Origin of the sequence: Macrococcus epidermidis (genome assembly GCF_024205965.1) — a bacterium.
In the GTDB taxonomy this organism is placed as follows: domain Bacteria; phylum Bacillota; class Bacilli; order Staphylococcales; family Staphylococcaceae; genus Macrococcoides; species Macrococcoides epidermidis.
In genome coordinates, this window is sequence record NZ_CP073819.1 from 419,265 (window position 1) to 435,763 (window position 16,499).

At 33.7% G+C, this 16,499-nt stretch carries 22 protein-coding genes; 13 read left to right on the forward strand and 9 right to left on the reverse strand.

Features of this window, described 5'->3' with window-relative positions; all coding sequences use genetic code 11:
- Positions 1-101: 101 nt before the first annotated feature.
- The 4 genes from KFV12_RS02285 to KFV12_RS02300 all read right to left on the reverse strand — a co-directional run bounded on the left by KFV12_RS02285 (position 102) and on the right by KFV12_RS02300 (position 2,574).
- Positions 102-302, reverse strand: coding sequence for a cold-shock protein (locus KFV12_RS02285; protein WP_099578802.1), 201 nt, complete (start codon positions 300-302; stop codon positions 102-104).
- A gap of 354 nt (positions 303-656) precedes the next feature.
- A complete protein-coding gene (locus KFV12_RS02290) occupies positions 657-857 on the reverse strand; it encodes a cold-shock protein (protein ID WP_096077387.1) in 201 nt (66 codons plus the stop codon).
- Between the two features lie 271 nt (positions 858-1,128).
- The gene (locus tag KFV12_RS02295; protein ID WP_254257185.1) at positions 1,129-1,527 is read right to left on the reverse strand and encodes a hypothetical protein; all 399 of its coding nucleotides are present in this window, start codon (positions 1,525-1,527) and stop codon (positions 1,129-1,131) included.
- 105 nt (positions 1,528-1,632) lie between these two features.
- Positions 1,633-2,574, reverse strand: coding sequence for a DMT family transporter (locus KFV12_RS02300; RefSeq protein WP_254257186.1), 942 nt, complete (start codon positions 2,572-2,574; stop codon positions 1,633-1,635).
- 162 nt (positions 2,575-2,736) lie between these two features.
- Between KFV12_RS02300 and KFV12_RS02305 the strand changes: the two genes are divergently transcribed.
- The gene (locus tag KFV12_RS02305) at positions 2,737-3,300 is read left to right on the forward strand and encodes a winged helix-turn-helix domain-containing protein (RefSeq protein ID WP_254257187.1); all 564 of its coding nucleotides are present in this window, start codon (positions 2,737-2,739) and stop codon (positions 3,298-3,300) included.
- Positions 3,301-3,417: 117 nt separating this feature from the next.
- Positions 3,418-4,569, forward strand: coding sequence for an MFS transporter (locus KFV12_RS02310; protein ID WP_254257188.1), 1,152 nt, complete (start codon positions 3,418-3,420; stop codon positions 4,567-4,569).
- A gap of 42 nt (positions 4,570-4,611) precedes the next feature.
- Here the strand turns inward: KFV12_RS02310 and KFV12_RS02315 are convergent, their stop codons facing one another.
- The 5 genes from KFV12_RS02315 to KFV12_RS02335 all read right to left on the reverse strand — a co-directional run bounded on the left by KFV12_RS02315 (position 4,612) and on the right by KFV12_RS02335 (position 7,439).
- Positions 4,612-5,850, reverse strand: a complete 1,239-nt coding sequence (locus KFV12_RS02315) for an acetylornithine deacetylase (RefSeq protein WP_254257189.1) — start codon at positions 5,848-5,850, stop codon at positions 4,612-4,614.
- An 87-nt stretch (positions 5,851-5,937) separates the two neighbouring features.
- Positions 5,938-6,204: a zinc ribbon domain-containing protein gene (locus KFV12_RS02320; RefSeq protein WP_254257190.1), complete on the reverse strand. Its 267-nt coding sequence runs from the start codon at positions 6,202-6,204 to the stop codon at positions 5,938-5,940.
- An 11-nt stretch (positions 6,205-6,215) separates the two neighbouring features.
- Positions 6,216-6,587, reverse strand: a complete 372-nt coding sequence (locus KFV12_RS02325; RefSeq protein ID WP_111717326.1) for a VOC family protein — start codon at positions 6,585-6,587, stop codon at positions 6,216-6,218.
- A gap of 13 nt (positions 6,588-6,600) precedes the next feature.
- Positions 6,601-6,981 (reverse strand): DUF1761 domain-containing protein, encoded by a 381-nt coding sequence (locus tag KFV12_RS02330; RefSeq protein WP_111717327.1) that lies wholly within the window; start codon positions 6,979-6,981, stop codon positions 6,601-6,603.
- Positions 6,981-7,439, reverse strand: coding sequence for an SRPBCC family protein (locus KFV12_RS02335; protein WP_254257191.1), 459 nt, complete (start codon positions 7,437-7,439; stop codon positions 6,981-6,983). The genes KFV12_RS02330 and KFV12_RS02335 overlap by 1 nt, the downstream gene beginning before the upstream one ends.
- 157 nt (positions 7,440-7,596) lie before the next feature.
- On the opposite strand from KFV12_RS02335, the gene KFV12_RS02340 reads away from it, so the two are divergent.
- From KFV12_RS02340 to lpdA, 11 genes are all read left to right on the forward strand, one after another.
- Positions 7,597-8,199: a Type 1 glutamine amidotransferase-like domain-containing protein gene (locus KFV12_RS02340; protein ID WP_254257192.1), complete on the forward strand. Its 603-nt coding sequence runs from the start codon at positions 7,597-7,599 to the stop codon at positions 8,197-8,199.
- Between the two features lie 82 nt (positions 8,200-8,281).
- Positions 8,282-8,719 (forward strand): VOC family protein, encoded by a 438-nt coding sequence (locus KFV12_RS02345; protein WP_367304762.1) that lies wholly within the window; start codon positions 8,282-8,284, stop codon positions 8,717-8,719.
- A 436-nt stretch (positions 8,720-9,155) separates the two neighbouring features.
- Complete coding sequence (locus tag KFV12_RS02350; protein WP_254257193.1) at positions 9,156-10,031, forward strand: ABC transporter ATP-binding protein; 876 nt, start codon at positions 9,156-9,158, stop codon at positions 10,029-10,031.
- Positions 10,018-10,755, forward strand: coding sequence for an ABC transporter permease (locus KFV12_RS02355; RefSeq protein ID WP_111717335.1), 738 nt, complete (start codon positions 10,018-10,020; stop codon positions 10,753-10,755). The genes KFV12_RS02350 and KFV12_RS02355 overlap by 14 nt, the downstream gene beginning before the upstream one ends.
- Positions 10,756-11,826, forward strand: coding sequence for a sensor histidine kinase (locus KFV12_RS02360; protein ID WP_254257194.1), 1,071 nt, complete (start codon positions 10,756-10,758; stop codon positions 11,824-11,826). It begins immediately after the preceding gene.
- Positions 11,823-12,419 (forward strand): response regulator transcription factor, encoded by a 597-nt coding sequence (locus tag KFV12_RS02365; protein ID WP_111717339.1) that lies wholly within the window; start codon positions 11,823-11,825, stop codon positions 12,417-12,419. Before KFV12_RS02360 ends, KFV12_RS02365 begins: the two co-directional genes overlap by 4 nt.
- Positions 12,420-12,533: 114 nt before the next feature.
- Positions 12,534-12,839, forward strand: a complete 306-nt coding sequence (locus KFV12_RS02370) for an ArsR/SmtB family transcription factor (RefSeq protein WP_254257195.1) — start codon at positions 12,534-12,536, stop codon at positions 12,837-12,839.
- 10 nt (positions 12,840-12,849) lie between these two features.
- The gene (locus tag KFV12_RS02375) at positions 12,850-14,142 is read left to right on the forward strand and encodes an arsenic transporter (protein WP_302054739.1); all 1,293 of its coding nucleotides are present in this window, start codon (positions 12,850-12,852) and stop codon (positions 14,140-14,142) included.
- A gap of 13 nt (positions 14,143-14,155) precedes the next feature.
- The gene (gene arsC, locus KFV12_RS02380) at positions 14,156-14,551 is read left to right on the forward strand and encodes an arsenate reductase (thioredoxin) (RefSeq protein WP_436970155.1); all 396 of its coding nucleotides are present in this window, start codon (positions 14,156-14,158) and stop codon (positions 14,549-14,551) included.
- 1 nt (position 14,552) lies between these two features.
- Entirely contained in the window at positions 14,553-14,738 is a 186-nt protein-coding gene (locus tag KFV12_RS02385; protein WP_254257197.1) for a DNA-directed RNA polymerase subunit alpha C-terminal domain-containing protein, read from the forward strand.
- A 395-nt stretch (positions 14,739-15,133) separates the two neighbouring features.
- The gene (gene lpdA / locus KFV12_RS02390) at positions 15,134-16,489 is read left to right on the forward strand and encodes a dihydrolipoyl dehydrogenase (RefSeq protein ID WP_254257198.1); all 1,356 of its coding nucleotides are present in this window, start codon (positions 15,134-15,136) and stop codon (positions 16,487-16,489) included.
- Positions 16,490-16,499 lie beyond the last annotated feature (10 nt).

Here is a 16,499-nt window from a genome sequence, read left to right on the forward strand (position 1 = left end):
CCTTATGGTTTTTTATACCAATAATGTTAACATATGAATAAAGCATTCTCAATAAACAAAAAAAATAAGCCCCTTGAGGGCTTATTTCTTCACATTAAATATTATAATTTAACGATGTTAGCAGCTTGAGGTCCACGTTGACCTTCTTCGATATCGAATTCAACTGCTTGACCTTCTTCTAAAGATTTGTAACCTTCACCTTGAATAGCGCTGAAATGAGCGAATACGTCGTCTCCGCCTTCAACTTCGATGAATCCAAAACCTTTTTCTGCGTTAAACCATTTAACTGTACCTTGTGTCATAATAATGACCTCCAATAAATTATTAAATAATATCTAATGTTTCTCCTACAAAGAAAAATTCACATATTACAAAAAGTCTCGACTTAACACGATTACTTTTTGTAATATGTGAAGAAGCTTTGTTTGTTGCATATGTCCGATATATTTGACTTAAGTATATAACGGATCGTTTAATAAGTCAAATATGTGTTCTTGTGATTTGGTCTTAATATCTCGATAAAGTGCGTAGGTATCAGTCAAATTGAGTGAAATATTTATTTTTATATTGCCTAATTGGATCAATAATAGCTGTAAAAATGAAATTATAGATAAAAAAAATAAGCCCCTTGAGGGCTTATCTTTCAACATTAAATATTATAATTTAACGATGTTAGCAGCTTGAGGTCCACGTTGACCTTCTTCGATATCGAATTCAACTGCTTGTCCTTCTTCTAAAGTTTTGTAACCTTCACCTTGAATAGCGCTGAAGTGAGCGAATACGTCGTCTCCGCCTTCAACTTCGATGAATCCAAAACCTTTTTCTGCGTTAAACCATTTAACTGTACCTTGTGCCATAATATAATGACCTCCAATAAATTATTAAATAATATCTAATGTTTTACAAAGAAAACACTTCACATATTACAAAAAGTGTTGTCTTACATTATTACTCTTTGTAATGATGTGAAGAGCCTTAATTTCTTGCATATGTACGATAATATTTGAATTTATTATATAATGATTCATCACAATTGTCTAGTATTTATAGTCACTTTAATACAATATGAGTAAAATAAGAATTTATTTTACGTGTGTTGAGGCATATATTAGGAGAATTGAAATAGTCTTATTGTACCAGGTGGTGCTGTAAATATTCGATAAATTGAATGAAACCATGTTTCTCAACAGTCATATCGTATGCATTATCAGTGCGGTGAGAAGAATCATGATTTTCTAATAAAGCTTTTAAGTGAATCGTAATATCGATAGTCGTTTCATGAATATTCTTGATATCGATATATAATGATGGTTCTACAAAATGATATTTACCTGTGTTCAATGATTGAAGGTGACTGAGTATAATCAGATCTTCTTCATATAATATATGTTTAAATAGTAAGTTACGATGCCCATTAGTAAAAGCAATTTCAAATTTCACTACTTTTGGATCATGTTCAATACTGTATACTTTATAGATCATTGATGTACTATTGTTGATATCCATTAAAGGAAGCGTGTTATTCATCATGATCACCTCGATACAATTATAGCAAAATATGTAATATAAATGAAAATGATAAATAGTAATCACGACGTTAAATGAAATTTCCTAAATACAAAGAAGATATATTTAAAATAACCTGATCATCACTACAGCACATACTAACAATCCTAAGCCTAACATTTGAACACGTGTAATTGGGACTTTTTTGGCACCAATTAAACCGAACATATCAATGATAATGCTGCATAAAATTTGCCCGAATAAACAAATGACGACTACTAATCCAGTACCTATTATAGGGACGAGATATGCCATAAGTAAGACAAAGAAAGCACCGATAATCCCACCGCACCAGATCCATATAGGCTTATCTTTGCCAAATGCCAAATTAAAATTGCTTAAATTCTTATACACAAAAGTTAGAACAATAAATAACATCAAAGTTCCTACTAAAAATGAAATAAACGCAGCGTGAACAGCTGAGTGGAGTAAGCTGCCTAAATGCCCATTAATTGCAGATTGACTGGCCATAAGCATCCCTCCAATAACGCCTAACAACTGAAAAGGTAATTTATTGCTGCTGCTACCTTGAATATGGATGGCCTGTCGTTTCTTTCTCAGGTAATCTGGTAATACGATTACACACAATACACCGAGTAATAAAATAACAATTCCGATGAATCGCAGAATGGTGAAACTTTTCTCGGGTGAATAAAATAATCCAAAATGATCAATAAGCATACTCATAATAATTTGCCCCATAATTGGAAGTACCACTGTTTGCACGCCGCCTAGTTTCGGAAAAAGTAAAATGTTTGTCGTAAGACCGATAAGACCGAAAATACCACCTAGCCAGATCCATAACGGATTGTTGAAGAAAATTGATGGTGCGATTAAAACACTATGTTTAGTCGCGAGTGTCATGATGAATAAAAAAATTGTTCCCACTAAAAAAGAAATAAATGATGCTACAAATGGTGATAAAACATATGTGCGTAACCTAGAATTAACTGCAGTTTGCACAGGAATCATCAGCCCAATAACAAAGGCAAGCAATATATATAACATAACAACACTCCTAAAATATAATAAAATAATCATACACGATTTGAGAGTGAATTACATAAATTAGATGCAAATTTTTTGGTAATGTAGAATATAAGGTTGTTAAATATTATTTTTATTTTTATGTTAAAATTATTTTAAACGATAAAAACTGTAGGTGAGGAAATGGGAAATGAATTACTGAAAATATTAATTGATGAAAAAGCTAATCAAATCATTCAGCTGACACGGGATAAAGCGATGACAACGAAAGAAATTGCAAAAGCTTTAGATGTAAAGACATCAAATCTGTATTATCCTATTAAGAAACTGATGGAAGTTGAAGCGTTAAAAATAGTTGAAGAACGACAAATCAAGAATATGACTGAATATTATTATTCAAGTGAACACTTAAATAAATCACCAATTAATTTTGATTTTCCAGCAATAAAAGAAAACTTCGATACTATACTAGCGTTTTACACATTAGAAGTTCAAAAAGTATTCGATGCACTCAAACGAGATGCTGATAAACATGGTGAATTGTCTGAAGAGGAATTAAAGAAGATCAAAACACCAAACAGTGCTCAAATGTCTAATTTAGAAGTGCAATTACCGTATGAACAATGGATGGAATTAATGAATGAAATGAGAGCTTTAAGTCAAAAGTATGAAGAAAAGTATAAAGATTTAGAACATAAAAATGTGTATCAAATTCAACTGTCATCATATAAAGATGAAACTGAGTAGAGTAGCAGAAGCTGCTCTATTTTTTTTGTATGGAAAAATTGTCTGATAATTTTTATTGACTTATTTATTTTTATCAGTAAGATATATTTTAACGATAAAAATAATAGGAGTGATAATATGTCGAACAAAAATTACCTTTTAACGGGAAGGCTCATTTCAGCGTTAGGTGATTCAATTTATTCAGTAGCAATTATGTGGTATATCTTTGATGTGACAAAAGATGCTTTTATTACGAGTGTCACTTCAGCAATTATCTTTACACCAGGTATTCTTTCTGCTTTTGCTGGCCCGGTAATTGATCACTTCAATCGCAAGAAGATGATGCTAATCGCACAAATCATGCAACTATTAATTATGATCTTTATTGCAGTGATGTTCTATTTGAATCTTATGCCTATAAGTGTATTATTATTTAGTCTGTTTATCTTAGGATTAATAGAAGTAGTAGAAGGTAATGCGGAAAGTGCATTGTCTCCTTTGGTGATGGAAGAAGATGAACTTATTGGATATAACAGTTTTGTAAGTACAGGTTCAACGATTATAGGTGTCATTGCAAAATTAATAACAGTTTGGCTAGTCATGAAAGCTGGTATAGAAAGTGTTTATTTTCTAAATGCAGCGACCTTCTTCCTAGCTGTGCTATTCTTCTCCAAGATAAAATACAGCCATATTGATAACGGCGTATTTAATACTGAAATTTACAGAACTTCTATAACTGATGGATGGAAATATTTCGTGGGTAATAAGTTGTTTTTATTTACCTTACCTGCTATGATCGCAAACTTTACAGGTAGTATGACCAATGCGATATTGCCGGCATTTACTTATAGTAGAGGTGGAGATTATGCATATGGCTATTATTTAACGGCGAGTGTTGTCTTCGCTTTGATAGGTTCTTTGATTACTCCTAAATTTAAAGATGTAGATATTAACAAGATATTAATGATTTCTCCATTGATATCTGGTGTATGTATGGTACTTACAGCTATCGTTCCAAATTATTATGCTTCAATTTTCTTTTATGGTTTAATGACGTTATCAATTATGGTGCTAAATATCAGTATGTTTACTTATATTCAGAAGATGGTTGATAACAAAGTGTTAGCACGTGTAGGCACTATAATGAAAAGCACTATGTATGGTAGCGATGCCTGTTGGATCATTGCTTGGAGGCGTTGTGGCAAAACAATTTGGTGTAGATGTGCCAATTTATATTTCAGGCATTGGATTTATGAGTTTGACAGTAGTGTTTCTGCTGTTACAGCGTAAAGGTGGAAAGATTGATATACAAAAAACCGTCTAAGTGTATACTCAGACGGTCTTTGCTTTTGGTGACTGATACCATTCTTTTAGGAATGCGTATAATACCTGAGAGAATCGTTCTAACTCTGTTGCACTAATTCTTTCGTCCACACTATGTGCTTCAGATAATTGTCCTGGCCCATAAAGGATCGTCGGTATACCGAAGTCTGCTAACCATCCACCATCTGTAACAGTTGAGCTCATTTCGTGTTTTAGAGGTGTATTGAATACTGATTGATGAGATGTCGCTAGCAGTTCGAATCCTGGATGATCTGTAGGTACTGTAAAACTTGGGAAGATTTCGCCTTTATCTTCAATCATTGAAGTGCCGCCCCACTCAAAAGAAAGCGGATTTTCTCTTAACCATATATCAGCATCGGCTACTTTATTTAAATAATCTTCTATTTCTTTCGTAATATCATGATAATTTTCTTCAGGTAAATAATGAACCGTAATCCAGAGTTTACATTCATCTGCAATAAAGGCTGGATGTCTGCCACCTTCAATGACAGCTGGATTAATCGTATTTGCACCTGCAGGCATTCCAGGACTTGATTTCATTACTGCCCAGTGCTGTTCAAGTTCTCTTAAAGCGGTGATCACTTTCATCATTTTTTCGATTGCACTGGCCCCAAACAAACCACCGCCTGCATGGATGGTATTCATTCTGGCGCCATCGTGGATGGTATTATTGCTTTTAACAGTAATCCATCCTGTAATAACGCCACCTTGACCTTGTGCTACACAGTCACTTGTGTCTAAAACCAGTGCTAAATCAGCTTTAGGAGATTGTTCGCAGGCAGTTTTTGTCCCGGCTTCTCCAACTTCTTCTCCGACGACTGAATGAACAATAATATCTCCTTTAGGCTGAATGTTTTCGTGTGATAGTCTTTCCAATACATAAAATAATGCACTCATGCCACCTTTCATATCACTGACACCTCGTCCGTATAACCAGTCATCAACTTGAGTGAGCTGAAATGGCGGATATATCCATTCATCTTCGCTTACTTCAGCAACATCCACATGTCCGTTTAATATTAATTTTGGAGCATTTGCATCCGTACCTTTTAATGTTGCTACGATTACGGAATCATTTTTATACAGTGGAATTCTTTCGATTTGAAAGTTAAGATTTTTTAGTAGCTGTTCAATTTCATTTTGTAATGGGTCTGTATTTCTTGCTGGAGGACTTTCAGTATTATAACTGATTAATAAATCGAGTATGTCGTAAAGTCGGTTGTTCAAATCAATCACTCCTTCATCATGTTGATTTAAGTATAACAACGAATAGGATGAATTTGGAAATGAAAAGGGGATGTCCGAAGACATCCCTTATTTCCATCGTTCTAATTTCTTCAATTGCATCGGATAGAAAGCTTTCATCATAAATTTAGCAACTGGATTCCCTTTGCCATTTGAAATACCTTGCTTACCGCGTTCAAGCATTTCTTCCATCGTAATATTAGGATCAATATACTTACCGTCTTTGTAACAATAATTACAATACTTAGGGCTTAAGCTCCCATCAACTTCTGTACCACGAACATCTTCACCGTGCAGATTAAGTGGCATACCACAACTTTGACAAAATTTCTCCATATGAATGCTCCTTATACATGTTGATCAAATAATAATGTATTACCGTCTAAATCTTTTACCATAAAATATCCTGGGCCAGATTCGTTCTCAGCTGTTAACGGTGTGATGAAATCATAACCTGCTGCCTCTAATTTAGCTGCGATTTCACGTACATCTGTACCAGCAATTTCCTGACCTTTCTCATTCCATTTCGGATTAAACGTCATCATAAACTCTTCAAACATTCCTTGAAATAATCCGATACGTGCTGCACCATTACTTAACACAACCCAGTTTTGCGTAATGTCGCCACTGACTTGTTCAAAGCCTAATGTTTGATAAAACTTAAGTGATGCATGAATATCCTTTACCGGTAAACTTACTGAAAAATTGCCTAATTCCATCAATCTTCACTCCTTATCCAAAATAGTATGCTGCTAACGTCATGATCATAATACAAATCAGTTTGTAACTTTCATTAATTGCGATTAATTTAAAGGATTTCATTTCAAAGAAATAGTTTTTAAGAGCTGAAAAGATAGAAATAATTGCAATCGTAAATCCAGCACAGAAAATATTTAAATCTGTGTGCGACAATATGAAAAATATGAGTAGTGATACAAGAATTTCTACTACAAAACCTGTAATCATTTGAGGTGTACCACTACCTGCTGCTTTGATTTGTTCATCTGAAATGCCGACTTCGCGTTGCCATAACTTACCGAATAATACGGTATACCAAAGTGCGCCTACCATAAAGGCTAATGCTCCGGCAATAATTGCTGCTAATATACTCATTAATTGTTCTCCTTCATTGCTTCTACTTTTACGCGCTGCATAAAATCATCAACAACTTTTTGATTTTGTTTTTTTGGCATTAATTTAAGCATCGCTTTTCCAGCAAAGTTGACTCCTTTATTCGAACCGCTGTAAATGAAGCGCGTTTCGTTCTCAGAAATCTTTTCTAATACATAATCAGCTTCAATATCAAACATCTTGGCAAGCTGAAATCCAGACTTATTATGCTTACGAGTAGGTGTATCCTCATGATCTAGATCAGTGACTATATACTTCATCACTTTGTTGCTTTCTTTGTATGATTGCTCATACGTCGAACCAACAACACCAGGTTTCTTTTCTAACACTTTCATTTCGACAACTTGAGGCATAATGCGTTGTATATTCTCTAAATCAAATAAAGACCAGACTTTCTCGATATTCACAGGTAATATCATTTCTTCTTTCCAAGTTAGCATAAGTAACCTCCAAAAGTTTATTCAATTTAATCTTAAACGATATTTTATAAATTAGCTAAAGTAAAGTGAGAAAATACACTGATAGGAATGATTACGGTTAGATTTGAATGGAAAAATTCAGAAGTATAAATTATATTTTAGAAAAGGAGAGATGACCATGACTGTTTTAATATCAGGTGGGGGAACGAAAGAAAGTAATATTATTGTTAATCAATATTTTGCTGATTTAATTAATAATGGCTCTGTATTGTATTTCCCAAATGCAGGTGATGAAACAATCAGGACTTATCAAGAAAGCTATAAGTATGTTAAAGGTATGTTTGAAAGTGTAGGGATTCACAACATCGATTTATGCGTTGATTTCAATCAAATCACAGAAGAAATATTGGATAAATATGATGCCGTATATATTAGCGGTGGATCCATATCTAAGTTAGTTGGTGAAATGAGAACAGCAGATATCGTAGATTTAATTACTAATTTTGAGAAAGAACATGTGATTTACGGACAAAGTGCTGGAGGAATATCATTAGGTAAAGATGTATCTTATTTTGAAGAAGCAAAGGAAACTAAACCATTAGGATTAATTGACTATGCGATTACCTGTCATTATAAAGATGAATATTATGAGCGTGTATTTAAAGGAACTAAAATAAATACATATTGCATTCGTGATAATGAAGCAGTACTTTTTGATGGAGATGATGTTAAATTCATCAATGGAATTTCATTATATATAGAAAGAAATAATTTTGAATAAATTTTACTTAAATCATATATCCGATTATACTAAAAGCGTGAATTAAAATTGTACAAAATATAAAACTAAAGGGGATTACAACATGATTAAAGCGGTTCAGTATTTCAATTTCCACAATTCATTAGAAGTGTTAGGTTTTTACGAGAAGCATTTAGGTGCAAAGATTATTAATAAGACGATGGGCGATGATGAAATGTTTAGAGATATGCCTGAAGAGTACAAAATGCCTGAAGAAGTTGCAAAACAGTTTGTAATGAATGCTGAATTTGAGATTTTAGGACAGCGTTTTATGATTAGTGATTCTTGGGGACAACGTGAAGTGAACAATGAAGGTACATCAGTTTGTTTCACATTTGATGGTAACGATGAAGAAGATGTTAAGCAAGCGACAGATTTCTACCATAAAGCGATTGAAGCGGGTTGCAAAGAAGCGATGCCACTTGGTCAAACAGAATGGTCTAAATTATATGGTTACTTTAATGATCCATTCGGTGTAACTTGGATGATTAACGCTTGTTAAACATATGGAATGCTTTCTCCGTTTGGAGGAAGTATTTTTTTGTGAAGATTTATCGGCCAAGAAATCCAGAAAAATGGCCAAATCCCGAAATGATGGCCGATAAATCAAAAATATCGGCATAGAAATCCAGAAAAATGGCCAAATCCCGAAATGATGGCCGATAAATCAAAAATATCGGCCATGAAATCTGGAAAATGGCCAAATCCCGAAATGATGGCCGATAAATCAAAAATATCGGCCAAGAAATCCAGGAAAATGGCCAAATCCCAAAATTATGGCCGATAAATCAAAAATATCGGTCAAGAAATCCTAAACAATACAACGTTTTACATCCTCTTCATCATCTATATGACAAATGTCATCTCAATTTCATGACGTATGTGAATTATCATAGAATGCTCTTTCCTGTTTAATATAGATAAGGAGGGAGATAACGATGATTACGATTCACAACCTAAGTAAAGATATCGGTAAGAAACATATTTTAAAGCATATCAATCTAACGATTAATAAAGGCGATACAATCGCATTAGTTGGTCCGAATGGTGCGGGTAAATCAACGTTAATTGATTGTTTGTTAGGTAATAAGAAATTAACTTCAGGTGATATTGATGGACAGCACTTAATACTGGATCATACAAAAACAAGTGTTTTATATCAACAAACATACTTTACACCGAATATGAAGGTTTATCAGATCATAGAACTATTTCAGAATCTTTATCCGAATGCTTTGACCAAAGAAGAGATAAAAGCCATTACATTATTTGATGATGCATTATTAAACACGGAAGCAGAGAAAATTTCAGGTGGTCAAAAGCGTATTTTAGATGTGGCACTAACTTTAATCGGACGTCCGGAGTTTATTATTTTAGATGAACCGACTGTCGGAATGGACACTTCAACACGCAGAAGATTTTATGATTTAATCAAAACGTTGAAATCAGAAGGTAAAACGATACTATTTACATCACATTATATAGAAGAAGTTGAAAGTTTATCTGAGCGTATTGTTGTTCTGCACCAAGGTGAAATCGTACGTGACTCTACGCCGCGTGCACTAAGAGAAGAATCTACTCAGAAACAACTCGTATTACCTAAGAAATATGAGAATGTCACGAAACAAATTTCTGATATTGCATTCTCAAAAATTGAGGGTGAATATATAGTGATACATACATCTCTAGTAGACGAAGTGATTAAAGTGTTGATTGATCAACAAATTAGTTTCGAACATGTTGAGATTACAAACGAGTCATTATTAAATAGAGTATTTAAAGCTGTGGAGGAGGAGCGTCATGAAACAGTTTAAAGCGATGTTAAAATATGAAATGATTGATTTAAGTCAACGTAAAAGTGTATTTATTTTATCTACATTATTGCCGGTGATCTTTTTCTTAGTGTTTTCTTCGGTTATGAAAATTCCAGACAAAAATATTCAAGAACATTTTGTTCGTGATTATATGTTATCGATGACGACATTTAGTCTGACGAGCTTTGCGATCATTACCTTTCCTTTAGAGATGATCAATGATAAAGAGAAAGGCTGGAGTAGAGCGCTGTTTCGTACACCGCTCAATCCTTCATATTACTATATATGCAAAGTGATAAAAATATTGATGATGTATATGTTGTCGATTCTGATTGTATTTTTAGTAGGGCATTTTATTAAAGGTGTTAATATGAGTCTGATAGAATGGTTAGTTTGTTACTTTGGACTGCTATTTGGTGGACTTATATTTTTAACATTTGGCATTCTGTTGTCACAATTTAAAGATGCACAGAAAGTAAGTACTTTCGGTAATATTCTATATTTAGGATTAGCAATGCTGGGTGGACTGTGGTTCCCGGTAATGACATTTCCAGAGTGGTTGCAACCGATTGCAAAACTTACTCCAACATATAACTTTAAAAATATTGCTGCCGGACAGTTTGAGAAGCATTATCCATTTGAATCTATTGGTATTTTACTACTCTATGCTGTTATATTTATAATGATGAGTATATGGATCAGAAGGAGAACGGAAGTGATTTAATTGAACTGGCTATTTATTAAAATATTACAGTACGGAACGTCTTTAATATTTCTGATATTTCCTATAACTGAGATGCTTGCTACAGAAGAAATGAGTTGGAAAGTATTCAAATTGTTCTTTATTTTACTTTATATTTTTTCGGCAGTATTTATGATGAATAGCAATACAAGTAAATATATACCTATTGTTATTGGATGTTTACTTACGTCTATTACAGTATTTATTCATTTTTGCAACTTCGGTAACATATTGTTCTATTTATTTCCTATATCTTATGTCCCATATATACTTAGAAAAAGAGTGAATTCTCTGTATGGGAAAATAACGATTGGTAGTTTTGTGCTCAACTATATTGCAATTTGTGTGCAGGACTATGCATATGGCTTGGAACTCATTCCACATTTTTTCTTTGTATTGATGATGGCCGTTTCTATGGATTATTTTGCTGAACATTCTCGTAAAATATATGAACTGAACATTAAGAATGAAAAGCTTGCGTTGCTTTCTACACAAATTGAACGTAATCGTATTTCTCAGGATTTACATGACTCACTCGGGCAGGTATTTAGTACGCTTGCTGTCAAATCTGAACTTGCGGTGAAATTGATCGATAAATATCCTGATATGGCGAAAGAGGAGTTACAGGAAATTCATTCACTATCACAGGAATCATTATATAAAGTAAGGTCAATCATTGAAGATATTAAATCGACTACAATTGAGGATGAAGTAACACAAGTTGAGAAAATATTGAATGATGCAAATATTGAAATTGAGAGAAAGGTTCATTACGAGTCTGTTAATGAAATTCAGCAGCATGAAATTAGTATGCTGATTAAAGAACTGATTAATAATGTTATCAAACATAGTGAGGCAACGAAAGTTCAACTTCTTATTAATCAAGTTGATAACATATTAAATTTATCATTGAGTGATAATGGTAAAGGATTATCAAATGGTATGAGTTTAAAAAGTATCGAAGCGCGAGCGCACGCAATGGATGGTATCGTGAAAACGAAAAGCTTAAATCCAGGACTTGGCGTATATGTCACAGTAGAGGTGAAGTCATGAAATTACTACATGCAGAAGACCAAAGTATGTTACGTGAAGCAATGAAAAAACTTTTGGTGATTAGTGGTACGTTTGATGAAATTGTAAGTGTGTCGAACGGCGCAGAAGCAATCAATGCTATTGATGACTCATTTGATATTGCATTGCTTGATATTGAAATGCCAGAAAAGAGCGGATTAGAAGTGCTTGCATATATTCGAGAACACAAGTTAGATGTAAAAGTTATTATAGTCACAACATTTAAACGTCCTGGTTATTTTGGACGTGCTGTAAATTTAGATGTGGACGCATATGTATTAAAAGAACGCTCAGTAGATGAACTTACAGAGACGATTCATTCTGTCATGCAAGGGAAAAAAGAGTATAGTCCAGAACTACTACCTTTAATGCTCACTAAAAATCCATTAACTGATAAGGAGCAGGAGATATTAAAGTTAATAGGAGAAGGATTGACGAGTAAAGAAATCAGTCAAAAGTTATTTTTGAGTGATGGCACCGTCCGTAATTATACGAGCATTATTTTAGAAAAACTCGGAGCAGATAACAGAGTACTTGCATGGAAGATGGCAAAAGAATTGGGATTTATAGACTGAAGACTGTAAAAAATGCAGTCTTCTTTATTTTTAATTTAAATATAGACGTTCATCTATATTCGATGTATACTAAAAGTGAAATATAGACAATCATCTATATAAAGAGGTGAAACGATGGATTATGAATATTTGGCTAAGCTGTTGAAAGTATTATCGGATAAGAATCGTCTGGAAATTGTGGATTTACTGAGCTGTGGTCCGTTATGTGCATGTGATATTTTAGAGCATTTTGAATTCTCGCAACCGACGTTATCGCATCATATGAAACAGTTGAAACAAAGCGGTATCGTAACGAGTTGGAAAGAGGGTACGAACGTGATGTACGCTAACAACTTAGAAGTCATCGAGCAAATCGTCAAATTACAAAATCAAATCTTTGTACCACATCAAAATTGTGTGTGCAAAACAAATGAGGTATAGGTAAATCATGATTACGGTAATCGCAATTTTAATATTTCTTTTAACTTTAACACTTGTCATCTGGCAGCCGAAGAATCTTTCAATTGGATATTCTGCTGTAGGTGGCGCCATACTCGCACTTATTTTTGGTGTTGTGGATTTCAACGATGTCATTGATGTAACGAACATCGTTTGGAATGCGACATTTACATTTATCGCAGTGATATTAATCTCGCTCATACTAGATGAAATAGGTTTCTTTGAATGGGCAGCATTACATATGACGCATCTAGCAAAAGGGAATACCTTTAAAATGTTTGTTTACGTATGCATATTAGGTGCCATCGTTGCAGCATTTTTCGCAAATGATGGTGCAGCTTTAATTCTTACACCGATCGTGCTGGCGATGGTGCGTAACTTAAACTTCAACGAAAAGATGGTCTTCCCCTTTATTATTGCGTCAGGATTTATCGCTGATACAACAAGTTTACCGTTAGTTGTAAGTAACCTTGTGAACATCGTGTCAGCTGATTATTTTGATTTATCATTTATGGAATATGCGAAACATATGTTTCTACCGAACATATTCAGTTTAATTGCAAGTATCACAGTGCTCTGGTTATACTTTAATCGTAATATACCAACAACTTATGATAAGGATACGTTACGTGAACCGAAGTCAGCGATTAAAGATATGAAATTATTTAAGATGTCGTGGATTGTATTAGCGATTCTATTAATAGGATATTTAGTGAGTGACTTTATTAACTTCCCGGTAAGTATCATTGCAGCACTCATTGCATTTATATTTATTATGTTCGCAAGACAAAGTCCTGCTGTAAATACAGGCAAAGTAATTAAAGGTGCACCGTGGGCAATCGTCTTCTTCTCAATCGGCATGTATGTTGTCGTATATGGATTAAAGAACGCAGGACTGACAAGTTTACTCGCAGGTGTAATCGATAATATTACACAAACAAATTTATTTGGTTCAATTATAGGTATGGGCTTCTTATCAGCAATACTCTCATCTATTATGAACAATATGCCAACCGTATTGATTGATTCAATTGCAATTAAACAAAGCCAGGCATCAGGGATGCTTCAAGATGCTTTAGTATACGCTAACGTTATCGGATGTGATTTAGGACCTAAGATTACGCCGATCGGAAGCCTTGCAACGTTACTCTGGTTACACGTATTGAGTGGTAAAGGTGTTAAGATTTCTTGGGGAACGTATTTTAAAACAGGCATCGTCATTACAATTCCCGTATTGTTTGCGACGCTCGTAGGATTATATATATCGATGAGATTATTTGGTTAAAAGGAGAATAATTATGACTAAAACAATCTATTTTTTATGTACAGGAAATTCTTGCCGTTCACAGATGGCAGAAGGATTTGGAAAAGAATATTTACCTGAATGGAATGTATATTCTGCGGGAATTGAATCACACGGAGTAAACCCAAAAGCGATTGAAGCAATGAAAGAAGTAGGTATTGATATTTCAAACCATACTTCTGATGTAATTGATAAAGACATCTTAAATAATGCAGACTTAGTTGTAACATTATGTGATCATGCAAAAGATGTATGTCCGGTTACACCACCACATGTACGTACTGAGCATTGGGGATTTGAAGATCCTGCTGGACAAGACTGGTCAGTATTTCAGCGAGTACGTGATGAAATTGGAACACGTATCAAACACTTTGCTGAAACAGGTGAATAAAATGGAACTACCAAAGATCAGCAAACCAGCATTGCGCGCACTTGGTAGTATCAATGTGAAGACATTAGAAGACGTTATGAAATATAGTGAAGCAGAGTTATTAGCTTTACATGGATTTGGCCCAAAAGCCATTCGTATCTTAAAAGAAGTAATGGAAGAGCAAGGATTGAAATTTAAAGAAGAATAAATATATAGAAATTGCACCGTTCATTATTTGAACTGTGCAATTTTTTTGCCAATAGATATTTTTGTAAGGAATATCACACATTTTAATTATTTGCTTTCCCTCACGTTGGATAATATTAAAAAAACATTTTGGTATAGAGACGAAAATTGAAATATAATTTCAAAAATATTTTTATTAATTTATTATTTATATTGAAAAATAATACAAACCAAAATATAAAAATATATAAAGGATTAATCTATTATTTAAATATAGTGAATGGCTACTTAATAAATGTTCTCTTTTTGATATTTTATTTCGTCACAAAATAGTTGCAAAATATTCTGATAAATTAATTGTAAACGTTTACAATTAGGTTTAAAATAAAGTTGTGAAATAAGAAAGAGGTGATAAGGTTGAAATATAATTATGATGTCGCCATCATTGGCGGAGGTCCAGGTGGTTATGTAACGGCGATTAGATTAGCTCAATTTAATAAGAAGGTCATTTTGTTTGAAGGAAAAAATTTAGGAGGAACTTGCTTAAATGTGGGATGCATTCCTTCTAAAGCAATGCTGAGGATTTCAGAGGTTATGTCCACAATTAAAGAAGCGGAAAAGTTTGGGATTATAACTAATGAAGTGAAAGTGGATTACTCCAAAGTAAAGAGTTATAAAGAGGATGTAGTGAAAGAATTAGTAAATGGAGTTGGATATTTGCTTAAGAAGAATGGTGTTAAAGTGATAAATGAATTCGTAACAGAAATCAAAGATCATGATATTAAATACGCTGAAAATAAAGTTTCGGCAGAAAATATTATTTTGGCAACAGGATCTCAGCCTTTTATCCCTCCAATCGAAGGATTAAATAGTATTCAATATGATACGACAGACACTATTTTTACGTGGAAAACTTTACCTAAGTCACTCGTTATCATTGGTGGAGGTGTAATTGGAGTAGAAATGGCACAAGCGTTCGCACCACTTGGAGCAAAGGTAACACTTGTTGAGGTTGCTGATGATATTTTGATGACGGAAGATCAATCAGCACGTAAATTAGTAGAAAAACATTTAAAACAAGAAGGTATTACCATAATTACTAAAGCAAAAATCTCCAAAATAGAAAAAGACGAAATTACAGTTGGTAATGAAACAATACCGTTTGAAAAAATACTTATAGCCACTGGACGCAAAACAAATTTAGAACTTGCAGAGCAATTGGGTTTAGAGCTTAGTGAAAATAAAAAATTTATTGAAGTAAATGACTATATGCAAACTTCACAAAAACACATTTATGCCATTGGTGACATTATTCCAGGTTATCAACTTGCACATGCTGCAAGTCACGAAGGATTAATTGCCGCTGATTATATAGCTAATAATAACCATCACAAGTTAGACCAGACTAAAGTGCCACGTTGTGTGTATACAACACCTGAAATCGCTTCATTTGGCTTAAGTGAAGAACAGGCAAAAAAAGATTATGATGTAAAAGTTTCAACTTATAACCTCGCTGGCAACGGTAAAGCAATTTCATATGGAGATTCTACGGGATTTGTAAAAGTAATCAGTGAAAAGAAATACGGTGAAATTCTCGGTGCAGTTATTTGTGGTGCACATGCAACAGAACTAATAAGTACTATCTTAGCTGTAAAAAATGCCGAAGGTACAATGGACGAATTAGCACATCAAATTTTTGCACATCCAACAGTTTCAGAATCAATAGGAGAAAGTGCTGAAGATTTCTTTGGATTAAGTATTCATCAGCCATAAAAAAGGGAGG

Coding starts and splice junctions, on each gene's coding strand:
- KFV12_RS02285 (WP_099578802.1), bottom strand. CDS start 302: ATGACACAAGGTACAGTTAAATGGTTTAACGCAGAAAAAGGTTTTGGA.
- KFV12_RS02290 (WP_096077387.1), bottom strand. CDS start 857: ATGGCACAAGGTACAGTTAAATGGTTTAACGCAGAAAAAGGTTTTGGA.
- KFV12_RS02295 (WP_254257185.1), bottom strand. CDS start 1,527: ATGAATAACACGCTTCCTTTAATGGATATCAACAATAGTACATCAATG.
- KFV12_RS02300 (WP_254257186.1), bottom strand. CDS start 2,574: ATGTTATATATATTGCTTGCCTTTGTTATTGGGCTGATGATTCCTGTG.
- KFV12_RS02305 (WP_254257187.1), top strand. CDS start 2,737: ATGGGAAATGAATTACTGAAAATATTAATTGATGAAAAAGCTAATCAA.
- KFV12_RS02310 (WP_254257188.1), top strand. CDS start 3,418: ATGTCGAACAAAAATTACCTTTTAACGGGAAGGCTCATTTCAGCGTTA.
- KFV12_RS02320 (WP_254257190.1), bottom strand. CDS start 6,204: ATGGAGAAATTTTGTCAAAGTTGTGGTATGCCACTTAATCTGCACGGT.
- KFV12_RS02325 (WP_111717326.1), bottom strand. CDS start 6,587: ATGGAATTAGGCAATTTTTCAGTAAGTTTACCGGTAAAGGATATTCAT.
- KFV12_RS02330 (WP_111717327.1), bottom strand. CDS start 6,981: ATGAGTATATTAGCAGCAATTATTGCCGGAGCATTAGCCTTTATGGTA.
- KFV12_RS02335 (WP_254257191.1), bottom strand. CDS start 7,439: ATGCTAACTTGGAAAGAAGAAATGATATTACCTGTGAATATCGAGAAA.
- KFV12_RS02340 (WP_254257192.1), top strand. CDS start 7,597: ATGACTGTTTTAATATCAGGTGGGGGAACGAAAGAAAGTAATATTATT.
- KFV12_RS02345 (WP_367304762.1), top strand. CDS start 8,282: ATGATTAAAGCGGTTCAGTATTTCAATTTCCACAATTCATTAGAAGTG.
- KFV12_RS02350 (WP_254257193.1), top strand. CDS start 9,156: ATGATTACGATTCACAACCTAAGTAAAGATATCGGTAAGAAACATATT.
- KFV12_RS02355 (WP_111717335.1), top strand. CDS start 10,018: ATGAAACAGTTTAAAGCGATGTTAAAATATGAAATGATTGATTTAAGT.
- KFV12_RS02365 (WP_111717339.1), top strand. CDS start 11,823: ATGAAATTACTACATGCAGAAGACCAAAGTATGTTACGTGAAGCAATG.
- KFV12_RS02370 (WP_254257195.1), top strand. CDS start 12,534: ATGGATTATGAATATTTGGCTAAGCTGTTGAAAGTATTATCGGATAAG.
- arsC (WP_436970155.1), top strand. CDS start 14,156: ATGACTAAAACAATCTATTTTTTATGTACAGGAAATTCTTGCCGTTCA.
- KFV12_RS02385 (WP_254257197.1), top strand. CDS start 14,553: ATGGAACTACCAAAGATCAGCAAACCAGCATTGCGCGCACTTGGTAGT.